Source organism: Burkholderia sp. JP2-270 (genome assembly GCF_003233675.1).
GTDB classification, from domain to species: Bacteria; Pseudomonadota; Gammaproteobacteria; order Burkholderiales; family Burkholderiaceae; genus Burkholderia; species Burkholderia pyrrocinia_C.
The window spans coordinates 2556637-2576044 of sequence record NZ_CP029825.1 but is presented as its reverse complement, the minus strand read 5'-3'; the positions used below and the strand labels follow the sequence as shown (position 1 = coordinate 2576044).

Annotated in this window: 18 protein-coding genes; 4 read left to right on the top strand and 14 right to left on the bottom strand. The window is 67.2% G+C overall.

The window, feature by feature from the left end:
* Positions 1-7 precede the first annotated feature (7 nt).
* From DM992_RS29745 to DM992_RS29710, 7 genes are all read right to left on the bottom strand, one after another.
* Positions 8-1399, bottom strand: coding sequence for a CheR family methyltransferase (locus DM992_RS29745; protein ID WP_111019785.1), 1392 nt, complete (start codon positions 1397-1399; stop codon positions 8-10).
* Positions 1396-1908: a chemotaxis protein CheW gene (locus tag DM992_RS29740; protein ID WP_111019784.1), complete on the bottom strand. Its 513-nt coding sequence runs from the start codon at positions 1906-1908 to the stop codon at positions 1396-1398. Before DM992_RS29740 ends, DM992_RS29745 begins: the two co-directional genes overlap by 4 nt.
* On the bottom strand, positions 1905-3581 hold the full coding sequence (locus tag DM992_RS29735) for a methyl-accepting chemotaxis protein (protein WP_111019783.1): 1677 nt from the start codon (positions 3579-3581) through the stop codon (positions 1905-1907). The genes DM992_RS29740 and DM992_RS29735 overlap by 4 nt, the downstream gene beginning before the upstream one ends.
* A gap of 126 nt (positions 3582-3707) precedes the next feature.
* The gene (locus DM992_RS29725; RefSeq protein WP_111019782.1) at positions 3708-4841 is read right to left on the bottom strand and encodes a hybrid sensor histidine kinase/response regulator; all 1134 of its coding nucleotides are present in this window, start codon (positions 4839-4841) and stop codon (positions 3708-3710) included.
* A 476-nt stretch (positions 4842-5317) separates the two neighbouring features.
* The gene (locus DM992_RS29720) at positions 5318-6901 is read right to left on the bottom strand and encodes a Na+/H+ antiporter (protein WP_111019781.1); all 1584 of its coding nucleotides are present in this window, start codon (positions 6899-6901) and stop codon (positions 5318-5320) included.
* Between the two features lie 230 nt (positions 6902-7131).
* The gene (locus DM992_RS29715; RefSeq protein ID WP_111019780.1) at positions 7132-8565 is read right to left on the bottom strand and encodes an aldehyde dehydrogenase family protein; all 1434 of its coding nucleotides are present in this window, start codon (positions 8563-8565) and stop codon (positions 7132-7134) included.
* A gap of 29 nt (positions 8566-8594) precedes the next feature.
* Positions 8595-10235 carry an acetolactate synthase large subunit gene (locus tag DM992_RS29710; RefSeq protein ID WP_111019779.1) on the bottom strand — a complete coding sequence of 547 codons (1641 nt, stop codon included), beginning with the start codon at positions 10233-10235 and terminating at the stop codon, positions 8595-8597.
* Positions 10236-10623: 388 nt separating this feature from the next.
* Here DM992_RS29710 and DM992_RS29700 point away from each other — a divergent pair, with 388 nt between their 5' ends.
* Positions 10624-10902, top strand: a complete 279-nt coding sequence (locus DM992_RS29700) for a type II toxin-antitoxin system RelE/ParE family toxin (protein ID WP_111019778.1) — start codon at positions 10624-10626, stop codon at positions 10900-10902.
* 12 nt (positions 10903-10914) lie between these two features.
* On the top strand, positions 10915-11217 hold the full coding sequence (locus tag DM992_RS29695; protein WP_034185116.1) for a HigA family addiction module antitoxin: 303 nt from the start codon (positions 10915-10917) through the stop codon (positions 11215-11217).
* 33 nt (positions 11218-11250) lie between these two features.
* On the opposite strand, the gene DM992_RS29690 is transcribed toward DM992_RS29695, so the two are convergent.
* The 6 genes from DM992_RS29690 to DM992_RS41915 form a co-directional block, all read right to left on the bottom strand.
* Entirely contained in the window at positions 11251-12537 is a 1287-nt protein-coding gene (locus DM992_RS29690) for a DUF445 domain-containing protein (RefSeq protein ID WP_111019777.1), read from the bottom strand.
* A gap of 91 nt (positions 12538-12628) precedes the next feature.
* Positions 12629-13849 (bottom strand): anthranilate 1,2-dioxygenase system ferredoxin--NAD(+) reductase, encoded by a 1221-nt coding sequence (andAa, locus tag DM992_RS29685; protein WP_111019776.1) that lies wholly within the window; start codon positions 13847-13849, stop codon positions 12629-12631.
* Positions 13839-14165, bottom strand: coding sequence for an anthranilate 1,2-dioxygenase ferredoxin subunit AndAb (gene andAb / locus DM992_RS29680; RefSeq protein WP_111019775.1), 327 nt, complete (start codon positions 14163-14165; stop codon positions 13839-13841). Before andAb ends, andAa begins: the two co-directional genes overlap by 11 nt.
* Before the next feature lie 17 nt (positions 14166-14182).
* The gene (gene andAd / locus DM992_RS29675) at positions 14183-14659 is read right to left on the bottom strand and encodes an anthranilate 1,2-dioxygenase small subunit AndAd (protein ID WP_014900133.1); all 477 of its coding nucleotides are present in this window, start codon (positions 14657-14659) and stop codon (positions 14183-14185) included.
* Between the two features lie 14 nt (positions 14660-14673).
* Positions 14674-15945, bottom strand: coding sequence for an anthranilate 1,2-dioxygenase large subunit AndAc (gene andAc, locus DM992_RS29670; protein WP_111020468.1), 1272 nt, complete (start codon positions 15943-15945; stop codon positions 14674-14676).
* Positions 15946-16014: 69 nt separating this feature from the next.
* On the bottom strand, positions 16015-16158 hold the full coding sequence (locus tag DM992_RS41915; protein ID WP_162631763.1) for a hypothetical protein: 144 nt from the start codon (positions 16156-16158) through the stop codon (positions 16015-16017).
* Here DM992_RS41915 and andR point away from each other — a divergent pair.
* Positions 16157-17116 (top strand): anthranilate 1,2-dioxygenase regulatory protein AndR, encoded by a 960-nt coding sequence (gene andR / locus DM992_RS29665; protein ID WP_111020467.1) that lies wholly within the window; start codon positions 16157-16159, stop codon positions 17114-17116. The two genes, DM992_RS41915 and andR, sit on opposite strands and share 2 nt — an antisense overlap.
* Positions 17117-17262: 146 nt before the next feature.
* Here the strand turns inward: andR and DM992_RS29660 are convergent, their stop codons facing one another.
* The gene (locus DM992_RS29660) at positions 17263-18153 is read right to left on the bottom strand and encodes a LysR family transcriptional regulator (protein ID WP_111019774.1); all 891 of its coding nucleotides are present in this window, start codon (positions 18151-18153) and stop codon (positions 17263-17265) included.
* A 91-nt stretch (positions 18154-18244) separates the two neighbouring features.
* Here DM992_RS29660 and DM992_RS29655 point away from each other — a divergent pair, with 91 nt between their 5' ends.
* On the top strand, positions 18245-19378 hold the full coding sequence (locus tag DM992_RS29655) for a muconate/chloromuconate family cycloisomerase (RefSeq protein WP_111019773.1): 1134 nt from the start codon (positions 18245-18247) through the stop codon (positions 19376-19378).
* The last annotated feature ends 30 nt before the right edge of the window (positions 19379-19408 follow it).

Genomic DNA, 19408 nt, shown 5'->3' with positions numbered 1-19408 from the left:
AATCGTGTCAGCCGGCCGAGCGCCGTGCGCGCTCGAGCAGCCATTGCGCGCCCGCGCGATCGCCGCCGACGTCGAGCAGCGTCGCGAGATGGGTCAGCGCCTCGTGGTGCGTGGGCCGCAGGTACAGCGCCTTCCGGTAGAAGTCGCCAGCTTCCGCGGCGCGCCCGCGCGCATCCGCGATCAACCCGTTCAGGTAGAACGCATCGGCATGCGGCCCGACGCGCGCCGAGAACTGCGCGAGCACGCGTTCGGCCTCATCGAACGCGCCGGCGTTCGCGAGCGCCTGCGCCTCCTCGAGCGTCGGCGCGACGCCTTCGGCGACCGGCGCGGCCGCTTCGACCGTCGCCACCGACCGGTCGGCCCGTGCGTCGAACGCGGCCGTGCGCACGGCCGGCGCCGCGAACGGCCACGGCCCGTCGCCGAGCCAGGCCGGCGGCGCGACGGCCAGCACCGGGCGCGTCGCCACGAGCGGCGCAACGGTAAAGCGCTCCGCGCGCCGGGCCGCCGCCGCTGACTGCGGCGCCGCAGCCCGGGCCGCGCTTGCATCGGCCGCCGTAGCGGCAGACTCGCGATGAAATGCGAACGCGAGCGGCACGCGCGCCGAGCGCATCCCGTGCCGCATCGCGACGCCCGTTTCAGCCGGCCCGACGAACAGCATGCCGTCGTCGACGAGACACGCGTCGAGCGAGCGGATCACGCGATCCTGCGCGTCGCGATCGAAGTAGATCAGCACGTTGCGACAGAACACGAAATCGTAGCGAATGCCCGTATCGGCGACCGGTTCGACGAGGTTCGCGTGCCGGAACTGCACGCACGCGCGCACGCGCTCGTCGAGCAGCCAGCCGTCGGCGGCCGGCGTGAAGTAGCGCGCGCGAAATTCCGTCGCGGTGCCGCGAAACGCGTTGCGCCCGTAACAGCCGAGCCGCGCCTGTTCGATCGCGCGCGCGCTGAGGTCGATCGCGTCGATCGTGAAGCTGGCCGGTTCGAGCCCCGCGTCGAGCAGCGCCATCGCCGCCGAATACGGCTCCTCGCCCGTCGAGCACGGCGCGCTCAGCACGCGGACCACGCGGCCGGGCGTCGCGGCGAGCCGTTCGGCCGCCAGCCGCGCGAGCGTCGCGAAGGCCTCGCGGTCGCGGAAGAACCACGTCTCGGGCACGACGAACAGTTCGATCAGCGCACGCCGCTCGTCGGCCGACGCGTTGAGCTGCTGCCAGTACGCATCGAGCGCGTCCTGCGTCACGGGCGGCCGCGCCGCCGACGGCAGGCGCTCGCCGTCCGCCTGCAGCGCGTGCACGCGCTCCGTCAGCGCACGGATCAGAAAATCGTTGCCGAGCGAATCGGGGTCGATGCCGGTCTCGCGCAGCAGCCAGCCGCGAAATCGCGATTCGGACTCTTTCATGCGGACTCCTTCCCGTGGCCCGGCAGGCCGTCGAACAGATACAGGCGCGCAACGTCGTCGATCAGGTCGGATACCGACACCTGCTGAACGACGCCGTCGGGCGTGTTCGCGACGAGCCCGAGCCAGCGCGTGCGCGCGGTCGAGATGCCGCTCGGGCGGAACGCCGCACGATCGATCCGCATCGTCTGCGTCGCGCGCTCGACGATCAGGCCGATCACGCGCTCGCCTTCTGCAAGGCCCGCGCGATGGCGCGCCATCACGAGCCGCGTCGAGCGCAGCGCATGCGCGCGCCGCCCGAGCGCGAGCATCGGCACGTCGATCACCGGCACCGGCTGGCCGCCGCGCATCAGCAGCCCGGCGATCCATTCGGGTGCGCCGGGCACGGCATTCGTGATCGCGAGCGGCAGCACCTCGTCGATGGCCGCCGCGTCGAGCGCATAGCGCCCGCCGTCGAGCTCGAACATCAGGAACAGCGCGTGTGCACCGTTCTGCGGGTCGGCGCGCGTCATGCGTCGACCTTGAAGCGCGAGACGCTGGTGCGCAACTGGTTCGCGACGAGCGTCAGGTCGTCGATCGCCTGCGACGACTGGCGCAGCGACTCGGCGGTCTGCTGCGCGGCTTCCGACAGCTGCGACAGCGCCTGCGTGATCTGCTCGGCGCCGTTCGCCTGCGTCTGCATCCCTTCGTTGACCATCTGGAAGCGCGGCGCGAGCGTCTGCACCTCGGCGATGATCTGCGACAGCTGCCCACCGACCTGCTGCACGTCGAGCATCCCGCGGCGCACTTCCTCGGAAAACTTGTCCATCCCCATCACGCCCGCCGACACGGCCGACTGGATTTCCTTCACCGTCTGCTCGATGTCGTAGGTCGCGACGGCCGTCTGGTCGGCGAGGCGGCGGATCTCGGTCGCGACGACCGCGAAGCCGCGACCGTATTCGCCGGCCTTCTCGGCCTCGATCGCCGCGTTCAGCGACAGCAGGTTGGTCTGGTCGGCCACCTTGGTGATCGTCGCGACCACCTGATTGATGTTCAGCGCCTTCTCGTTGAGGATCGCGAGCTTCGCGTTCACCGAACCGGCCGCGTCCATCACGCTGCGCATCGTCTCGCCCATCCGCGTGAGCCCGCTCTGGCTCACGCCCGCGAGCGTCGCCGACTGCTCGGCCACGCCAGCCACCTCGTTCATCGTGCGCAGCAGGTCGCGCGACGTCGCGAAGATCTCGCGCGACGTCGCGCCGATCTCGGTCGTCGTCGCCGCGGTTTCGTTCGCGGTCGCCTGCTGCTCGCGCGACGTCGCCGCAATCTCGGCGACCGACGTCGTCACCTGCAGCGACGACTGCTGCGCGCGCGAGACGAGCTCGGTCAGCTCGTCGGCCATCCGGTTGAAACCCGTCTCGAGCGTGCCGAATTCGTCGCGGCGGCGCAGGTCGAGGCGGCGCGTCAGGTTGCCGGTGCGCATCACGTCGTGCACCTCGACGAGCCGCGCCATCGGCACGGTGACCGAACGGTACAGCACGTAGCCGAGCCCGAGCGCGGACAGCAGCATGATCGCCAGCGCGGTCGCGAGCACGACCTCGGTATCCTGCACGGATTCGCGGATCAGCTTCGCGGACTGGTCGGCGAACTTGCGGTTTTCCTGTACCAGGACATTCGCGTTGCGCACGACCTCGACCCACACGAGCTGCACCTTCGCGTAGGCCGCAACGGCCTCGTCGCGCGATATGCGGTGTTTCTGCACGGCTTCGTTCAGCAGCGGCAGGTAGCGGTCGTAGGAGCCGCGAAACGTCGCGAAGCGCTGACGGTCGTCGTCGCGGAACGTCGAGTTCTGGTATTCGACCGACAGCGACTCGACTTCCTTCAGCGCGTCGGAAATTTTCGCGAGATCGCGCTGCACGGCTTCGGGATCGGTGTCGACGAACGTTGCCTGCTGCAGCAGCGTGAACGATTCGTTCACCGCGCCGCGCAGCGACGACGCGAGGTAGACGCCGGGCAGCGAGTCGCGCTCGATGCTGACGGCTTCGCTGTTGATCGCGCGCAGGCGCTCGTACGACACGCCCGCTGTCACCAGCATCAGCACGAACAGCACGCCGAAGCTGAGCAGGATGCGATTGCCGAGCGTCAGCCGGGCAGCGCCGCTCGTCGGATGCAGGCTTTCATTGGTCGCGCGGGGCGTCACGGTGGCCATGTTCGTTATGGGCTTTCTAAAATCAGCGTTGAAAAAATCCACGCCCGCCTGCGCGCCGGACGGCGCGCCACGAGCGCCTCGTGGTCGGATGCGGACGACGCGGCGCCGGCGGGCCGCGCCGCGAAATCACCGCTCCGCTTGCGCCGGCAGTCGCAGCGCGACCATGAAGCCGCGCGCCGTATTGCGCATCAAAATCTGGCCGCGATGCCGCGCCGCCGTCGCGCGGACGAATGCGAGCCCGAGGCCGAAGCCGCTGCGCGCCGCGCCATGCGCGGATTCGAGCTGCACGAACGACTCGGTCGCGGCCGTGCGCTGCTCCGGTGCGATGCCGGCGCCGGTATCCTCGACGCCGATCAGCCAGGCGCCGCCCTCGCCGCTCAGCGTACAGTGCACGTCCGTGCAGGCCGGGCCGTACTTCAGCCCGTTGTCGATCAGGTTCGCGACCGCGCGCGTGAGCATCATGCGGTCGCCCATCGTCACGCACTCGGTATCGGGCACGTGCGCGACGACCCGGCTGCCGCACCCGGCCGCCTTCTCCCAAAGCTGGTCGACGGCATCGAGCACGATCTCGTTGAGACTCACGACCTCGTGCGCACGGCGTTCGGACTGGGCGCGGGTCAGGTGGATGAAACCGTCGGCGAGCGCGAGCGCGCGCCTCGCATGGCCGGCGATGCGCTCCATGATCGCCGGCATGTCGCCGTGTTCGGTCCGGTAGACGTCGAGCAGCGCGAGAATCGACGTCTGCGGCGAACGCATGTCGTGCGACAGGAAATCGAGCGCCTCGTCGCGCTGCCGCGACATCAGGTACGAATTCGAGTGATAGCGAATCCGCGCGGTCAGTTCCATCGCGTCGGGGAGCTTCACCAGATAGTCGTTCGCGCCGGCGATGAACGCCTCGCGCTTGACGATCGGCTCCTCCTTCGCGGACAGCACGATGATCGGCACGCGCGCGGTGCCGGCGTTCGCGCGCCATGCGCGAACGAGATCGAGGCCGTCGATCTCCGGCATCACGAGATCCTGCAGGATGACCGTCGGCTTCACGTCGCGCGCGACCGTCATCGCCCGGTGCGCGTCGGTGCACACGTGCAGGTCGATGTCGTGTTCGCTGCGCAGCGCGCGGCGGATCACCTCGCCGACGAACGGTTGATCGTCGACGAGAAGGACCGAAAGCCCCGATTCAAGACAATCCGAGGCATTATCACCGCTCGATTCTTTCATAAACACAGTTTCAAACGCCGAATCTCCAATCGATTCTTTCATAGGAGTTGCTTATCCGACTTGGACACTATCTTATATTGGCGGTTGATAAACCCGCCTGATTCTGCCGATTTGGCCTGTCGGCACTGCCTTGCGGGGCTCCGGGCGCCGATTTTTCCCCGTCGACGACCGCATTACCTCCGCATTCTTTCTCTCAATAAACATAACCGGCTGATTCTAAATGAAATTAGAACACAGCATCTATCTCCTTCCGGTTTAGTTTTGCCAAATATGCGGAAAGAGCCGCAATCAGATAAATCGGATCATTTCCGGATTCGAAAGACGATAACGTTTGCGCGGTCGGCGCAGCGAGGTTTGCATGCGCTGCAAGGCCCGATCGCGACACGTATTGGGGCCCGATGCAAATGCATCGAATCGGCCGAATGAAGGGAGAAGAAACGCGGCGCCGGGCGACGATCGCCCCGTACGCGCATCGGGCCGGCAGGAGGCCGGCCCGCGAGACGGCGGTGCGGCCCGCCTTACCCGCGCGCGTGCTGCGCGGACACTTCCTGCAGATCGAGATCGCGTTCAAGCATGTGCAGCATCTCGTCGTGGATGCGGCCCGAACGATGCAGGCGCAACAGTTCCGCGCGCCCGGCCTTGATCGCGGACAGCACCACGTCGTAGTGCGCGATGCGCACTTCCGCCGGATACGCGGGTTCGTTCTTCGTCCGCTCGGTCAGTTCCGCGCGATACGTGTATTGCTCGAGCAGGCGCGGATGGATCACCACGCCGTTCTCGTCGCGCACGAGCGGCTGGATCGCCGCGAGCTGCGCGGCCTCGACGTACGCCCACGTCTGCGGCTCGGTCAGGTGATGCACGGCGCGCTCTTCGCGTTGCGGCAGGCGCAGCAGCCGGATCAGCGGCCCGATCGTCGTACCCTGCAGCAGCACCGTGACGAGGATCACCGCGAACGACGCGACCAGGATCACGTCGCGGCCGGGCATCGCCTCGGGCAGCGACAGCGCGATCGCCAGTGTAACGACGCCGCGCATCCCGGCCCAGCTCATGATCGTCGCTGCCTTCCAGTCGGGCGCGTCGCTGCGCCGCGCGATGCCTCGCACCGGCCACTTAAGCGCCTCGACCGCGTAGATCCATACGAAGCGCGACACGATCACCGCCGCCAGCACCGCGAGCACCGGCGGCACCATCGTGGCGAGCACCTGCTCGAAGCCGCCGAGCCGATGCATCGCTCCGCGCAGCGACAGCCCGATCAGCACGAACACCATCGCTTCGAGCAGGAACACGATGACCTGCCAGAACGCGGTGCCGCGCGTGCGCACGGCCGCCGAGAACACCTCGTGCTGGTGCCAGCCGATGATCATGCCGGCCGTGACAGTCGCGATCACGCCTGACACCTCGACCATTTCACCCGCGATGTACGCGATCCAGCCGGCTATCACCGCGACGGTGATCACGAGATAGTCGTCGTCGAGCAGCTTCAGGAACCACACGACGAGCCTGCCGACCACGAAGCCGACCACCACGCCGCCGAGCCCGAGCTCCGCGAAGCGCACGACCGCGTGCTCGAGGCTGAACGCGCCGGTGAGCGCGGCCGCGACCGCGAAGCGGAACAGCACGAGGCCGGCCGCGTCGTTCAGCAGGCTCTCGCCTTCGAGCAGCACCATCAGCCGGCGCGGCAGCGCGACGCGTTCGAGCACGGCCTTCGCGGCGACCGCGTCGGGCGGCGACACGATCGCGCCGAGCGCGAAGCAGGCGGCCCACGGCAGCGCCGGCGCGACCCAGTGCACGGCAAAGCCGACCGCGAACGTCGTGAACACGACCGCGCCGATCGCGAGCAGCAGGATGCCGCCGACGTTGCGCTTGAACTCCTCCCACACGGAGAAGTACGCGCCGTCCATCAGCAGCGGCGGCAGGAATACCAGCAGCACCAGCTCGGGATCGAGGTCGATCGGCGGCAGGCCGGGAATGAACGCGATGCCGATGCCGCCGATCAGCAGCGCGGCCGCGGGCGGCAGCCGCAGCCGCTTGGCGATGCATTCGAGCGCGACGATCGCCAGGAATGACAACAGAACCAGCTTGAATGCCGAGACGGGAGACATGAATCGACCTCGTGAAGAATGAATTCGCGCTTTCCGGCGTCGTACCCCGGTCGGCAGTTTGGCGCGATTACATCACGATGCGATGCCCGCAGTCGAGCGCGGTCGGGAGGCCCGCCACGCGACACGGGCCCGATACCGGCCCTGTGTGCGCGCCGCGATGAAAAACGGCACGCGGGCCGGCACGATCGCCCACCCGCGCGCCGTCGCGGCACCGCGCTGCCCGCCAACGGTTACCGGCGCCGCACGACCATCAGCCGCGGCTCGGTCATGTCCTCGATCGCGTAGCGGATCCCTTCGCGGCCAAGGCCCGAATCCTTCACGCCGCCGTACGGCATGTTGTCGACGCGGAACGACGGCACGTCGTTGATCACGACACCGCCGACCTCCAGCTCGTCCCACGCGCGCTGCGCATGCGTGAGCGAATCGGTGAACACGCCGGCCTGCAGCCCGAAATCGCTGTCGTTCACGCGCGCAAGCGCGTCGTCGAACCGGTCGAACTTCTCGAGGATCGCGACGGGGCCGAACGCCTCCTTGCGGTACAGGTCCTGCTCGTGCTCGACGTTTTCCAGCAGCGTCGCCTCGAACATCGCGCCGTCGACCTTGCCGCCCGCGACGATCTTCGCGCCCGCCGCGACGGCCGCGTCCATCCAGCCCGACAGCCGGCGCGATTCTGATTCGGAAATCATCGGGCCGACGAACGTCGACGGATCCTTCGGATCGCCCATCTTCAACGAACGCGTCTTCGCGATCAGCTTCTCGCGCAGCGCATCGTAAAGATCGGCATGCACGAGGATCCGCTGCACGCCGATGCAGCTCTGGCCCGACTGGTAGTACGCGCCGAACGCGAGACGCTCGACCACGTAGTCGAGCCGGTCGCGCTGGTCCGCATCGACGATCGCGGCCGCGTTGCCGCCGAGCTCCAGCACGACTTTCTTCTTGCCGGCCTTCTCCTTCAGCGCCCAGCCGACGGCCGGCGAGCCCGTGAACGACAGCAGCTTGAAGCGCTCGTCGGTCGTGAACAGATCGGCGCCGTCGCGATGCGCGGGCAGCACCGAGAACGCGCCCTTCGGCAAGTCGGTTTCCGCAAGCACCTCGCCGATGATCAGCGCGCCGATCGGCGTGCGGCTCGCGGGCTTCAGCACGAACGGACAGCCGGCCGCGAGCGCGGGCGCGACCTTGTGCGCGGCGAGGTTCAACGGGAAGTTGAACGGCGAGATGAACGAGCACGGGCCGACCGGCACGCGCTTCGTATAGCCCGAATAGCCCTGCGCACGCGCGGAGATCTCGAGGTTGATGATCTCGCCGTCGATGCGCACCGATTCCTCGGATGCGACGCGGAACGTGTCGATCAGCCGCGTCACTTCGCCCTTCGAATCGTTGATCGGCTTGCCGGCCTCGATGCACAGCGCCTCGGCCAGCTCGTCGAAGCGCTCGCGAAAGCGCGCGACGCAATGGTCGAGCACGGCCTGCCGCTTGAAGGCCGGCAGCTCGCGCATCGGCTTCGCGGCGTCGACCGCCGCGCCGATCGCCGCATCGATCGCCTTCGCGTCGGCCAGCGCGACGCGCGTCGCGACCTTGCCGCTGAACTTGTCCGTCACTTCCAGATCGGCGTTCGCGTAGACGGCCTCGTTGGCCAGGTAGTACGGATAGGTATCCTTCAACATGGAACGACTCCTTCCTGTGAACGGGGAATTCAGAGCTGCGCCGACAGCCGCTTGATCTCGCGGTTCAGCACGCGCTCGTTGTCCGAATAGTCGATCGGCACGTCGATCACATGCACGCCGGGCGACGAGAAGCACTCGCGCAGCAGCGGCTCGAGATCGTCGGCCGATTCGACGCGATGCCCGTGCGCGCCGTAGCTTTGCGCATACGACACGAAATCGGGGTTCTGCAGCGTCATCGCGAAATCGGGGAAATTCATGTTCTCCTGCTTCCAGCGGATCATCCCGAATGCGTCGTCGCGCAGGATCATCACGACGATGTCGAGCTTCAGCCGCACGGCCGTTTCGAGCTCCTGCGAATTCATCATGAAACCGCCGTCGCCGCATACGGCGATCACCTTGCGCTGCGGATGCACGATCTTCGTCGCGATCGCCGACGGCAGGCCCGCGCCCATCGACGCGAGCGCGTTGTCGAGCAACAGCGAGTTCGGCTCGTGCGCGCGCCAGTAGCGCGCGAACCAGATCTTGTACATCCCGTTGTCGAGGCAGACGATCCCGTCGACCGGCAGCGCGTTGTACAGGTCGCCCACGATGCGCACCGGGTACATCGGGAAGCGCGGGTCGTGCTGGCCCTTCTCCAGGTGCGCGTCGAAATGCTCCTTGATCATCGCGAAGCGCACGAAATCCCAGTGCGGCTGCGGGGTGATCGCTTCCGTCATCTGCCACACCGCGTTCGCGATGTCGCCCACCACCTCGATCTGCGGGAAATAGACGGGATCGACCTGCGCACCGAGGAAGTTCACGTGGATCACGGTCTTGTCGTCGGCACGCATGAAGAACGGCGGCTTCTCGATCACGTCGTGGCCGACGTTGATGATGCAGTCCGCATGCTCGATCGCGCGGTGCACGAAGTCGCCGTCGGACAGCGTCGCGTTGCCGAGCCACAGCGGATGCGTCTCGTCGATCACGCCCTTGCCCATCTGCGTCGTGAAGAACGGGATGCCGGTCTTGTCGACGAATTCGACGAGGATCTTGCGGGTCGTCTTGCGGTTGCCGCCCGCGCCGATCATCAGCAGCGGATGGCGCGCGGCCTGGATCGCGTCGACCGCGTGCGCGACCGCCTTCTCCTCGGCCACCGGCCGCCGGCTGTAGCTGCGCGGGATCGGCTTGCCGTCGCCCTCCTCGTGCGCGATGTCTTCCGGCAGTTCGAGGTGCGCGGCGCCCGGGCGCTCTTCCTCGGCGCGGCGAAACGCCTCGCGCACGGCCGACGGGATGTTGCCGATCGACACGATCTGCCGCGTGAACTTCGTGAGCGGCTGCATCATGTCGACCACGTCGACGATCTGGAAGTGGCCCTGCTTGCTGGACTTGATCGGCTTCTGCCCGGTGATCATCAGCATCGGCATCCCGCCGAGCTGCGCATACGCTGCGGCCGTCACGAGGTTCGTGGCGCCGGGCCCGAGCGTCGCGAGACACACGCCGGTGCGGCCCGTCAGGCGGCCGTAGGTGGCGGCCATGAACCCTGCCGCCTGCTCGTGCCGGGTCAGCACGAGCTTGATCTTCGATCGCCGCAGCGATTCGAGCAGATCGAGGTTTTCTTCACCGGGAATGCCGAACACGTACTCGACACCTTCGGCTTCCAGCGCCTTCACGAACAGATCCGATGCTTTCATGGGGGACTCTCGGTTATGCCGCCTGCCCGGCCTACGGACACGCGGCGTACATGACGCGCGCCGGCCTACGGCACGCGGACGCTTTACCTACTGGACACAGACCACGGCACTTCCCGTCGCGCGGCACGCAACGCGCGGCGGTGCCTCCGGGTATCGGAGGACGAACGGACCCGCCCGTGCGCGGCAGGCGCGCACGGGCGGCAAGGACGTTTTTGATTGTAGACGGATTCGGGAAATGCCGACTTCGACGGCCCGCAGGGGCTGGCCGAACGGCCAAACGGACCCATCGACAGGCAGGCAGCCCTATAGTCGGCACAGTCGAACCCGTTCATACCGCCCTTTTTCATTCCCATTGACGTATTACGGTTAACGTAATACGCTTTTCGTCATGATCCACTCCTTCCGATGCAAGGTCACGCAGTCGCTGTTCGCCGGAGAATCGCCCGGGCGCTTTCGCGCAATCGAAACCGTTGCAACCCGCAAACTGCAAATGGTCGCCGCCGCGAAAGAGCTGCGCGATTTGCGGGCGCCTCCCGGCAACCGGCTCGAAGCACTGCATGGCGATCGGGAAGGCCAGCACGGCATCCGCATCAACGACCGATGGCGGATCTGCTTCGAATGGACCGACGACGGCCCCGCCAACGTCGAGATCGTCGACTATCACTGACTGGAGATTCGCATGCTCAAGAACGGAATGCGCCCGATTCATCCGGGTGAAATCCTGCGGGAAGAATTCCTCGTCCCGCTGGAAATGAGCGTCAACGCGCTGGCGCTCGCGTTGAACGTGCCGGCCACGCGCCTGCACGAAATCGTCAAGGAACGGCGTGGAATCACGGCCGATACGGCTTACCGGCTCGCGCGCTACTTCGATACGTCGCCGGAATTCTGGCTTAACCTGCAAGCCGCTTACGATCTCAAGACGCTACCCACGCGCAGCGAGATCGACCGCAAGGTCGAACCGCGCGAACGCACGCACGCGTAAGCACACCGGCCGCCGTTCGCGGGCGTGGCCGCGTCAATGCAGCCACCCGGCCGCCCAGCGCGGCACCAGCGACACCAGATACAACCCGAGCCCGATCAGCCCGCCGACCAGCGTGCCGTTGATGCGGATGTACTGCAGATCCTTGCCGATGTTCAGCTCGATCTGCCGCGACATCTCGCGCGCATCCCAGTTGCGCACCGTGTCGCGGATATGACGCATCAGGAAATCGGCGAAATCCGGCGCCATCTCGTGCACGGCCTTCTCGATATGCTCGTTCAGCGACGCGCGCAGCGCCGGGCTCTCGGCGAGCCGCGCGCCGAGCCAGCCGCCGAGCGTCGCGGCCTGCCGGTGCAGCGTCGAATCGGGGCGTGCGAGATCGGCCTTCAGCCACGCGCGCAACTGGTCCCACAAGTCGCGCGCATACTCGTTGAACGCATCGCCGTCGCGGATGTAGCGCCTGATCTCCTCGCCCTTTTCGATGAACGCGGGATCGTGCTTCAGCCGCTCGGTCAGCCGCGCGACCGTCCGGTCGAAGCGCTGCCGCAACTCGTGCTCGGGGTCCGCCGCCACGCCTTCGAGCACGCGGCTCACCGCGCTCGCGAGCATCCGCGCGCCGTTCTCGCCGAACCATTGCGTCGGCATGATCTTCTCGACCTTCGGGTACTGCGTCTTCAGCCATTCGACGATGAAGCCCGCGATCACCTCGCGGTTCTCCTCCTTGTCGAGCACGTCGACCACCTGTTCGATCGCATCGTCGAGCAGCGCCTGGTGACGGCCGTCCTTCGTCAGCGTATCGAGGATCACGCCGGCCGATTGCGACAGGTCGACGCGGTCGATCACCGCGCGAAACGCGTCGTGGACGAACGACTGGATCCGCGCGTCGTCGGTCATGTCGAGCGCGAAGCTCATCAGCTTCGTCACATAACCGCCGAGCGCGTCGGTGTTCGCCGGCTCGCCGAGCCACGCGCCGAGTTTCTGCGCGGGATCGTGCTGGCGGATCTGCGCGGCAAGCGCGTCGGGGCCGAGGAACTTCTCGCGCACGAATACCGCGAGGTTGTCGGCGATCTTGTCCTTGTTCTTCGGGATGATCTCGGTGTGGCGCGACACGAACGGGATCGGCACGCGGCGAAACAGCGCGACGACCGCGAACCAGTCGGCGAGCGCGCCGACCATCGCGGCCTCGGCCACGGCCTTGAAGCCGTCCACCCACGGGCCGCGCGGCAGCAGGATCGTCGCGACGAACACCGCGACCGCGGCCAGCAGCAGCCACAGCGCGCGGCGCTTGCTTCGTTTCAGTTCGAGGGCTTTGTCTGGCGGCATGGAGGACGGGCGGATCGGCGATGCCGCTAATATCCCCGATTTCGCGTCAACCGACAAACGCGCGGGCCGAGCCGGCCCGCGCGCCCAGCCGTTACAGGAACGTCTTCAGGTTCACCGCCGGATCGGCGAGTTTCACCGGATCGGGCACCGCTCCCGCCGCGATCAGCCGGCGCGATGCGCCGATGTCGCGCCCCAGGTTCGCCGCGGCCACCGCGACGATCCTGCCGTCGTCACCCAGCCCGAACACCGTGAACGGCCCGCTCGCCGGATCGCCGCGCACGACGGTCGTGCGTTCGCTGCCGAACAGCCCGAGCATCTGCAGATTGCAGTCGTACTGATCGGACCATAACCACGGCAGCTCGGCATAGGTCTCGTCCGCACCGAGCAGGTTCGCGGCCGCGACAGCCGGCTGGTTTTCGGCGACCTGCCACGATTCGATCCGCACGTGGCGCCCGAGCAGCGGATTGAAGTGCATCGTCACCTCGCCCGTCGCGAAGATCGCGGGATCGGTCGTACGACAGCCCGCGTCGACGCGTATCCCGTTGTCGACGTCGAGCCCGGCCGCCTGTGCAAGCTCGACATTGGGCACGACACCGATGCCGACCACGACGATATCGGCCTGCACGTCGCCGCGATCGGTCTCGACAATCGCACCGCCGGACGGCGCACGACGAACCGCACGCGGCAGCGTTGCCATCTGAAACACCACGCCGCGCGCGTCGTGCAACCGACGCGCATATGCACCGACGACTTCCGGCAACGCTCGCTGCAGCAACCGGGGCGCAGGATCGATCACCGTCACGTCGCAGCCGAGCTGGCGCGCCGCAGCCGCGACCTCGAGGCCGATGAACCCGCCGCCGAGCACCGCGACGCGGCGGCCCGGCGCAAGTTGCGCGCGCAACGCACGCGCATCGTCGACGGTGCGGACGTAATGCGGCGCGACGCCTGCGTCGATCGCGCCGCCGAACGTGCGCACCCGCGAGCCCGTCGCGAGCACGAGCCGCGCGTACGGCAGCGTCGCGCCGTCGTCGAGCCGCACGCGCTGCGCGTCGCGCTCGATCGCATCGACGCGCGTGCCGAGCCGCAGCTCGATGCGCTGCGTGTCGTACCACGCCGCGTCGCGCACGAACGCGCGCTGCTCGCCGCCGTCGCTCATCAGCGCATCCTTCGACAGCGCGGGCCGGTCGTACGGCAGTTCACGCTCCGCGCCGATCATCACGATGCGCGCGGCGACATCGCGTTCGCGCAGCGCTTCGGCCGTGCGCCGGGCCGCGTGGCCCGCGCCGACGATCACGAACGGATCAGCCGACATTGACTTCCACCTGCCCGTCGACGATCCGGAGCGGATAGGTCCGCACCGGCTCCGTGATCGGCGCGCATTTCGGCGCACCGGTGCGGATGTCGATCAGCCCCTGGTGCAGCGGGCATTCGACGCAACCGTCCTCCACATAACCTTCGGACAGCCGCGCATGGCCGTGCGTGCAGAGGTCGTGCATCGCGAACAGTTCGTCACCGATCCGGAACACGGCGATCGGCTTCTGGCCGGCGACGCGCGCCGCCGGTTCGTCTTCGGTAAATTCGTCGAAAGCGCCGAGCGGATGCCACTCGGCGAGCGTTGCTTCGGTCATGTCGGTTCCTTGCTTCGTCAGATCGGGGTTGCGAGCAGCGTCTGCACGCGCGACGTGTCGTAGATCACGCGCTTGGTCTTGTAGCGCAGCCCGTCGGGCGTACGCACGACCGTGTCGTAGTACTTGCCGGCCTGGTACACGTTCGACTCGCCGTTGCTGCGCGTCTGCACGACCACGTAGTTGCTCTCGGTGTCGATCTCGCCGTCGCGTTCGGCGACGATCGTCAGGCCCGACGTCATGTGCCGGTACGTGTGCTCCTCGAAAATGTTCGCGTGCCGCAGCGACACCACGCGATCGCGCAGCATCCGCTGGTTCGTGCAGTGGACGATCCCGACCGGCAGCCCGAGATCGGCATTCTCCTTCGGCACGATTTCGTACGTGCAGTCCTCGGTGAACATTTCCGGCCAGTGTTCGAGCCGGTCGTTGTCGAGGTGCCCGATGTAGCGGTTCTGGAGCATGTAAATCTCGAACCACGTCTTCATGTCTTCCGTCATCTTTCGCTCCCGCTTCAATAGCCCATCAGCTTCTGGTAGCCGACCCAGAACTTGCGGATCAGGCTTTCGGTGATCACCGTGTCCTGCTGGTCCGGATTGCCGCGCGACATCTCGATCACCGACGTCGCATCGCCGTCGCGCACCGTGCCGCGCTGCACGAGCTCGGTCGCCTCCGTGTCCTCCATCGAGATATAGCCGGCCGGCCCGACGAGGTTTGCCTGCTTGATGCGCAGCGCGCGCAGCTCGGGCGTGTCGTCCGCATAGCCGAAGAAATGGAAGATCAGCTCGAAGTTGTCGGGGCCCTTCGGCAGGATCTGTCGCGCGACCAGCGTGTTGTGGATCTGCTGGATCACGAGCTGCGGGAAAATCGGCTGGATATGGTTCGTGCAGTCCTCGTCGTATTCCGATACGAGATCGAGGATCGATTCGTCTTCGAGGTGGAAGCCCTCGTCGAACGAACGGATGTTCTGCTGCTTGTATGCGGCCGACGTGTCGTCGTTCGTCTTCGTCACCGTGATGATGCTGTGCAGCCCGTGGTTCGCGTCCGGAATCGAACGCGCCTTCATCCCGACGCGGAAGATGTTGAAGGTCGTATGGAACAGGTGCAGCATGCTCGCGTGATACGGGTCCTTCACGTTCTCCATGTACAGCTTCCAGTTCGACTTCGAATACTGGCGCGTGCAGCCGAGATACTCGATCGGCTTGTGGAAGATCCGGTCGATCCACGGGCGCATCTGCTCGCCGAGGTAGTCGGACAGCGGCATCACGTCGTCGCTGAAGGTCGCGAACACCAGCCCGCGATAGCTGCCGACGCGCAGCTTGCGCAGCCCATGCTGCTTCGGATCGAAATCGGCCGGCATCCCGGTCATCCCCTTCTGGCCGCGCCGGAACGGCACGCCGAGCAGGTTGCCCGTGTTGTCGAAGCTCCACTGGTGATACACGCACGTGTGCGAGGTCGCGTTGCCGCGCGACTTGCGGCACACCTGCGCGCCGCGGTGCGCGCAGCGGTTCACCCAAGCGGCGAGCGTGCCGTCCTCGGCGCGCGTGACGACGACCGGCGTGTCGCCGACGAACGTGCTTTTGAAGTCGCCGGCGTTCGGGATTTCCGCTTCCAGCGCGACGAAGTTCCACGTCGGCCCGCGGAAGATGCGTTCCTGCTCGCGGTCGTAGACGGCGCGCGAGCTGAACACCTTGTACGGCACGCGCGAGCCGTCGTCGTGCGGAAAGCTCACGTCGGATGCGTCGTCGCGCGCGGCGAACACGACGGGCGATTCTGTCTGCTCCATGTCGGACTCCTGGTCGTTCCGTTTCATTAACAAGATGGGGTCCATTTTTGGAAGGCTAATATTCGCCGTCTATCCGGAAAGTGCGATTGCGGCGATGCAATATCCACTTTCGGCGAATTTCTGAGCTAGCATGACGGCACACACGATGCGGCACTTGATCGAGACCCATTCGTCGGATCGAAGCGCGCCGTCCACAATCAGGCTGATGCCCATGTCCCCAACGTCGTTCGAGCCGCTCGCGCTGCGCGCGCACCGGCTGTTCGAATCCCGCGATCTCGACGAGACGCGCGAGCGGATCTCGCGCGTGATGCAGCCACACGCGCTGCTGCCGAACGGCCGCGTGCACGGGGCGTCGCACATGGATTTCGTCAGGCTCGGCGGGCTCGGGATCGGCACGATCGCGTTCGGCGACGCGATGCGCGTGCAGGTCGACGCGGTCGACGGCTACTACCTGCTGATGTTTTGCCTGTCCGGCCAGGCCGAGGTGCGCGCGATGGGGCGGCAGCTCGGCGTCGACGGCCAGACCGGCGTGCTGTGCGCGCCCGGCGAGCGCTTCGACGCGGTGCTGTCCGCCGATTGCGAGCAGTTCGTGCTGCGCATCGACGCGGCGACCGTCGGCTCGCTGACCGGCGACCCGCGCGCGACGCTCGACCCCGTGCTGCACATCAGCGACGCCGCGCTCGCCGCATGGCGCCAGCAACTGATGCTCGTCGCGCGCTCGCCCGAACTGCTCGAACGCGCGAACGCGAACCCGCGCGTCGCGTCGCAGCTCGAGCACCTGCTGATCGACCTGCTGATCGAAGGCCATCCGCCGTCCGTGCTGCACGCGTCGCACCGCGACCCGGCGCCGGGCTTCGTGCGGCGCGCGCAGGAATTCGTGAACGCGCACTACGCGCAGCCGCTGCAGCTCGCCGATATCGTCCGCGCCGCCAACGTGCCGGAACGGACGCTGCGCGATGCGTTCCTGCAGTTCCGCGGGCTGAGCCCGATGCAATACCTGCGCGCGACCCGGCTCGACCATGCGCGCGAGCTGCTGCGCGGTGCGACGTCCGACCGGCGAATTGCCGATGTCGCGCTCGATTGCGGGTTTACCCACCTCGGGCGGTTCGCGATCGCGTACCGGGAGAAGTTTGGTGAGTCACCGTCGGAGACGCTCGACGGGAAGCGATAACGACGAATCCGCCGGTGCACCCGGCGGCTTGCGCAACCGGCAACGGCATCAGATGGGACGGCACGAGATCGCGATGCCCTCTGCGCATTCGCCTGCGCACGCCGAAACCGACCGTTAGTTGCGGTTCTTAAAACCAGCGGCAATCGTTACGCCGCCGGCACGATCATCTCCCGCGCGATCGCGCAGAACGCGGCTGTCGCGGCGCTTTCGCCGTGCAGCCGGCGGCTCATGATGATCGGCGACGTCGCGGCCGGTTCCGGCAGCCGCCGGTACACGACGCCCTTCACGCGCACACCCTCCACGCTCTCCGGCACCAGCGACACGCCGACCTGCGCGGCGACGAGCCCGAGCGCCGTCTGCAATTCGCGCACCTCATGCACGGCCGCCGGCACCAGCCCGCCGTCGCGCAATGCGGATAACTGCTGATCGGCGAAGCTCGGGCGCGGCGTGCTCGGATAGACGATCAGCGTCTCGTTCGCGATATCCGCGAGCACGAGCGGCCGGTCGGGATCGGCAAGCGGATGCCCGGCCGGCAGCGCCGCGATCAGCTTTTCCTCGATCAGCGCCTCGCGCACGAGCTGGTCGTCGTCGAAACGCAAACGGCCGAACCCGACGTCGATCCGCCCGCCCTTCAGCGCGCCGAGCTGTTCGAGCGTGAACATTTCAATCAGCGACAGCTCGACCTCCGGCTGCGCCTCGCGAAACGCACGGATCACGTCCGGCAGCGCGCCGTACAGCGTCGACGGCACGAAGCCGATCACGATCCGCTCCGACAGTTGCGCGAGCCGCCGCGTCAGCGGGCCCAGCTCGTCGGCCTGGTCGACGAGGCGCTTCGCCTGCGTATAGAACACGCGGCCGGCATCCGTCAGCCTCAGCGGCCGCGCGCCGCGCTCGAACAGCGGCAACCCGATCTCGTCCTCGATCGCCTGGAGCTGCCGGCTCAGCGGCGGCTGCGTCATGTGCAGCCGTTCGGCAGCCCGCGTGATGTTCATTTCCTCGGCGACGGCAATGAAGTAGCGAAGCTGGCGCAATTCCATTTCATGCCTCAAAGGTATGGAAGTAGTCGGAAAGAGTGTTGGACGACGCGGGGCGGGAATTCCTACCATGTGCACCAACAGGAGGAATCGCATGATAGCAACTGCCGCCACCATCGAACGCATCGAGACGCTGCTCGTCGACGTGCCGACAATCAGGCCCCATAAATTATCGGTCGCCACGATGAATTGCCAGACCCTCGTGCTGGTCCGTATTCGATGCACGGACGGTATCGAAGGCGTCGGCGAGGCGACGACCATCGGCGGCCTCGCGTACGGCGAGGAGAGCCCCGAAAGCATCAAGGTCAACATCGACACCTACTTCGCGCGGCTGCTGCAGGGCATGGACGCGACGCGCCCGGGCGCCGCGATGGCGCGGGCGCGCAAGCTGTTCCAGGGCAACCGCTTCGCGAAGTGCGCGATCGAGACCGCACTGTTCGACGCACAGGCGCAACGTCTCGGCGTGCCGCTGTCCGAGCTGTTCGGCGGCCGCAGGACCGATGCGGTGGACGTCGCATGGACGCTCGCGAGCGGCGACACGCAGCGCGACATCGCGGAAGCCGAAGCGATGCTCGAAGCGCGCCGCCACCGCGCGTTCAAGCTGAAGATCGGCTCGAACGCGGTCGCCGACGACGTCGCGCACGTGGTCGCGATCAAGCGCGCGCTCGGCGAGCGCGGCGACGTGCGGGTCGACGTGAACCAGGCGTGGAGCGAAACCGACGCGATCTGGGCCGGCGCGCGGCTCGCGGAAGCCGGCGTGAGCCTGGTCGAGCAGCCGATCGCCGCGACCAACCGCGCGGGGATGAAACGCCTCACGCAGCTCGCGCAGGTCCCGATCATGGCCGACGAGGCGCTGCACGGCCCCGTCGATGCGTTCGCGCTCGCGCAGGATCGCGCGGCCGACGTGTTCGCGGTGAAGATCGCGCAATCGGGCGGCCTGCAGGGTGCGGCGAGCGTCGCGTCGATCGCGGCGGCGGCCGGCATCGAACTGTACGGCGGCACGATGCTCGAGGGCGCGGCCGGCACGATGGCGTCCGCGCAACTGTTCAGCACGTTCGACTCGCTGAAATGGGGCACCGAGTTGTTCGGCCCGCTGCTGCTCACCGAGGAAATCCTCGTCGAGCCGCTGCGCTACCAGGATTTCAAGCTGCACCTGCCGGCGACGCCCGGCCTCGGCATCACCTTCGACTGGGCCCGCATCGAACGGATGCGACGCGACGCCCGCTGATCCCCACACGACAACCGAAACCGGAGACAC

Coding starts and splice junctions, on each gene's coding strand:
- DM992_RS29715 (WP_111019780.1), bottom strand. CDS start 8,565: ATGTTGAAGGATACCTATCCGTACTACCTGGCCAACGAGGCCGTCTAC.
- DM992_RS29710 (WP_111019779.1), bottom strand. CDS start 10,235: ATGAAAGCATCGGATCTGTTCGTGAAGGCGCTGGAAGCCGAAGGTGTC.
- DM992_RS29725 (WP_111019782.1), bottom strand. CDS start 4,841: ATGAAAGAATCGATTGGAGATTCGGCGTTTGAAACTGTGTTTATGAAA.
- DM992_RS29660 (WP_111019774.1), bottom strand. CDS start 18,153: ATGGAATTGCGCCAGCTTCGCTACTTCATTGCCGTCGCCGAGGAAATG.
- DM992_RS29735 (WP_111019783.1), bottom strand. CDS start 3,581: ATGGCCACCGTGACGCCCCGCGCGACCAATGAAAGCCTGCATCCGACG.
- DM992_RS29745 (WP_111019785.1), bottom strand. CDS start 1,399: ATGAAAGAGTCCGAATCGCGATTTCGCGGCTGGCTGCTGCGCGAGACC.
- DM992_RS29690 (WP_111019777.1), bottom strand. CDS start 12,537: ATGCCGCCAGACAAAGCCCTCGAACTGAAACGAAGCAAGCGCCGCGCG.
- DM992_RS41915 (WP_162631763.1), bottom strand. CDS start 16,158: ATGGGCATCAGCCTGATTGTGGACGGCGCGCTTCGATCCGACGAATGG.
- DM992_RS29700 (WP_111019778.1), top strand. CDS start 10,624: ATGATCCACTCCTTCCGATGCAAGGTCACGCAGTCGCTGTTCGCCGGA.
- andAd (WP_014900133.1), bottom strand. CDS start 14,659: ATGACGGAAGACATGAAGACGTGGTTCGAGATTTACATGCTCCAGAAC.
- DM992_RS29720 (WP_111019781.1), bottom strand. CDS start 6,901: ATGTCTCCCGTCTCGGCATTCAAGCTGGTTCTGTTGTCATTCCTGGCG.
- DM992_RS29655 (WP_111019773.1), top strand. CDS start 18,245: ATGATAGCAACTGCCGCCACCATCGAACGCATCGAGACGCTGCTCGTC.
- andR (WP_111020467.1), top strand. CDS start 16,157: ATGTCCCCAACGTCGTTCGAGCCGCTCGCGCTGCGCGCGCACCGGCTG.
- andAc (WP_111020468.1), bottom strand. CDS start 15,945: ATGGAGCAGACAGAATCGCCCGTCGTGTTCGCCGCGCGCGACGACGCA.
- DM992_RS29695 (WP_034185116.1), top strand. CDS start 10,915: ATGCTCAAGAACGGAATGCGCCCGATTCATCCGGGTGAAATCCTGCGG.
- DM992_RS29740 (WP_111019784.1), bottom strand. CDS start 1,908: ATGACGCGCGCCGACCCGCAGAACGGTGCACACGCGCTGTTCCTGATG.
- andAb (WP_111019775.1), bottom strand. CDS start 14,165: ATGACCGAAGCAACGCTCGCCGAGTGGCATCCGCTCGGCGCTTTCGAC.
- andAa (WP_111019776.1), bottom strand. CDS start 13,849: ATGTCGGCTGATCCGTTCGTGATCGTCGGCGCGGGCCACGCGGCCCGG.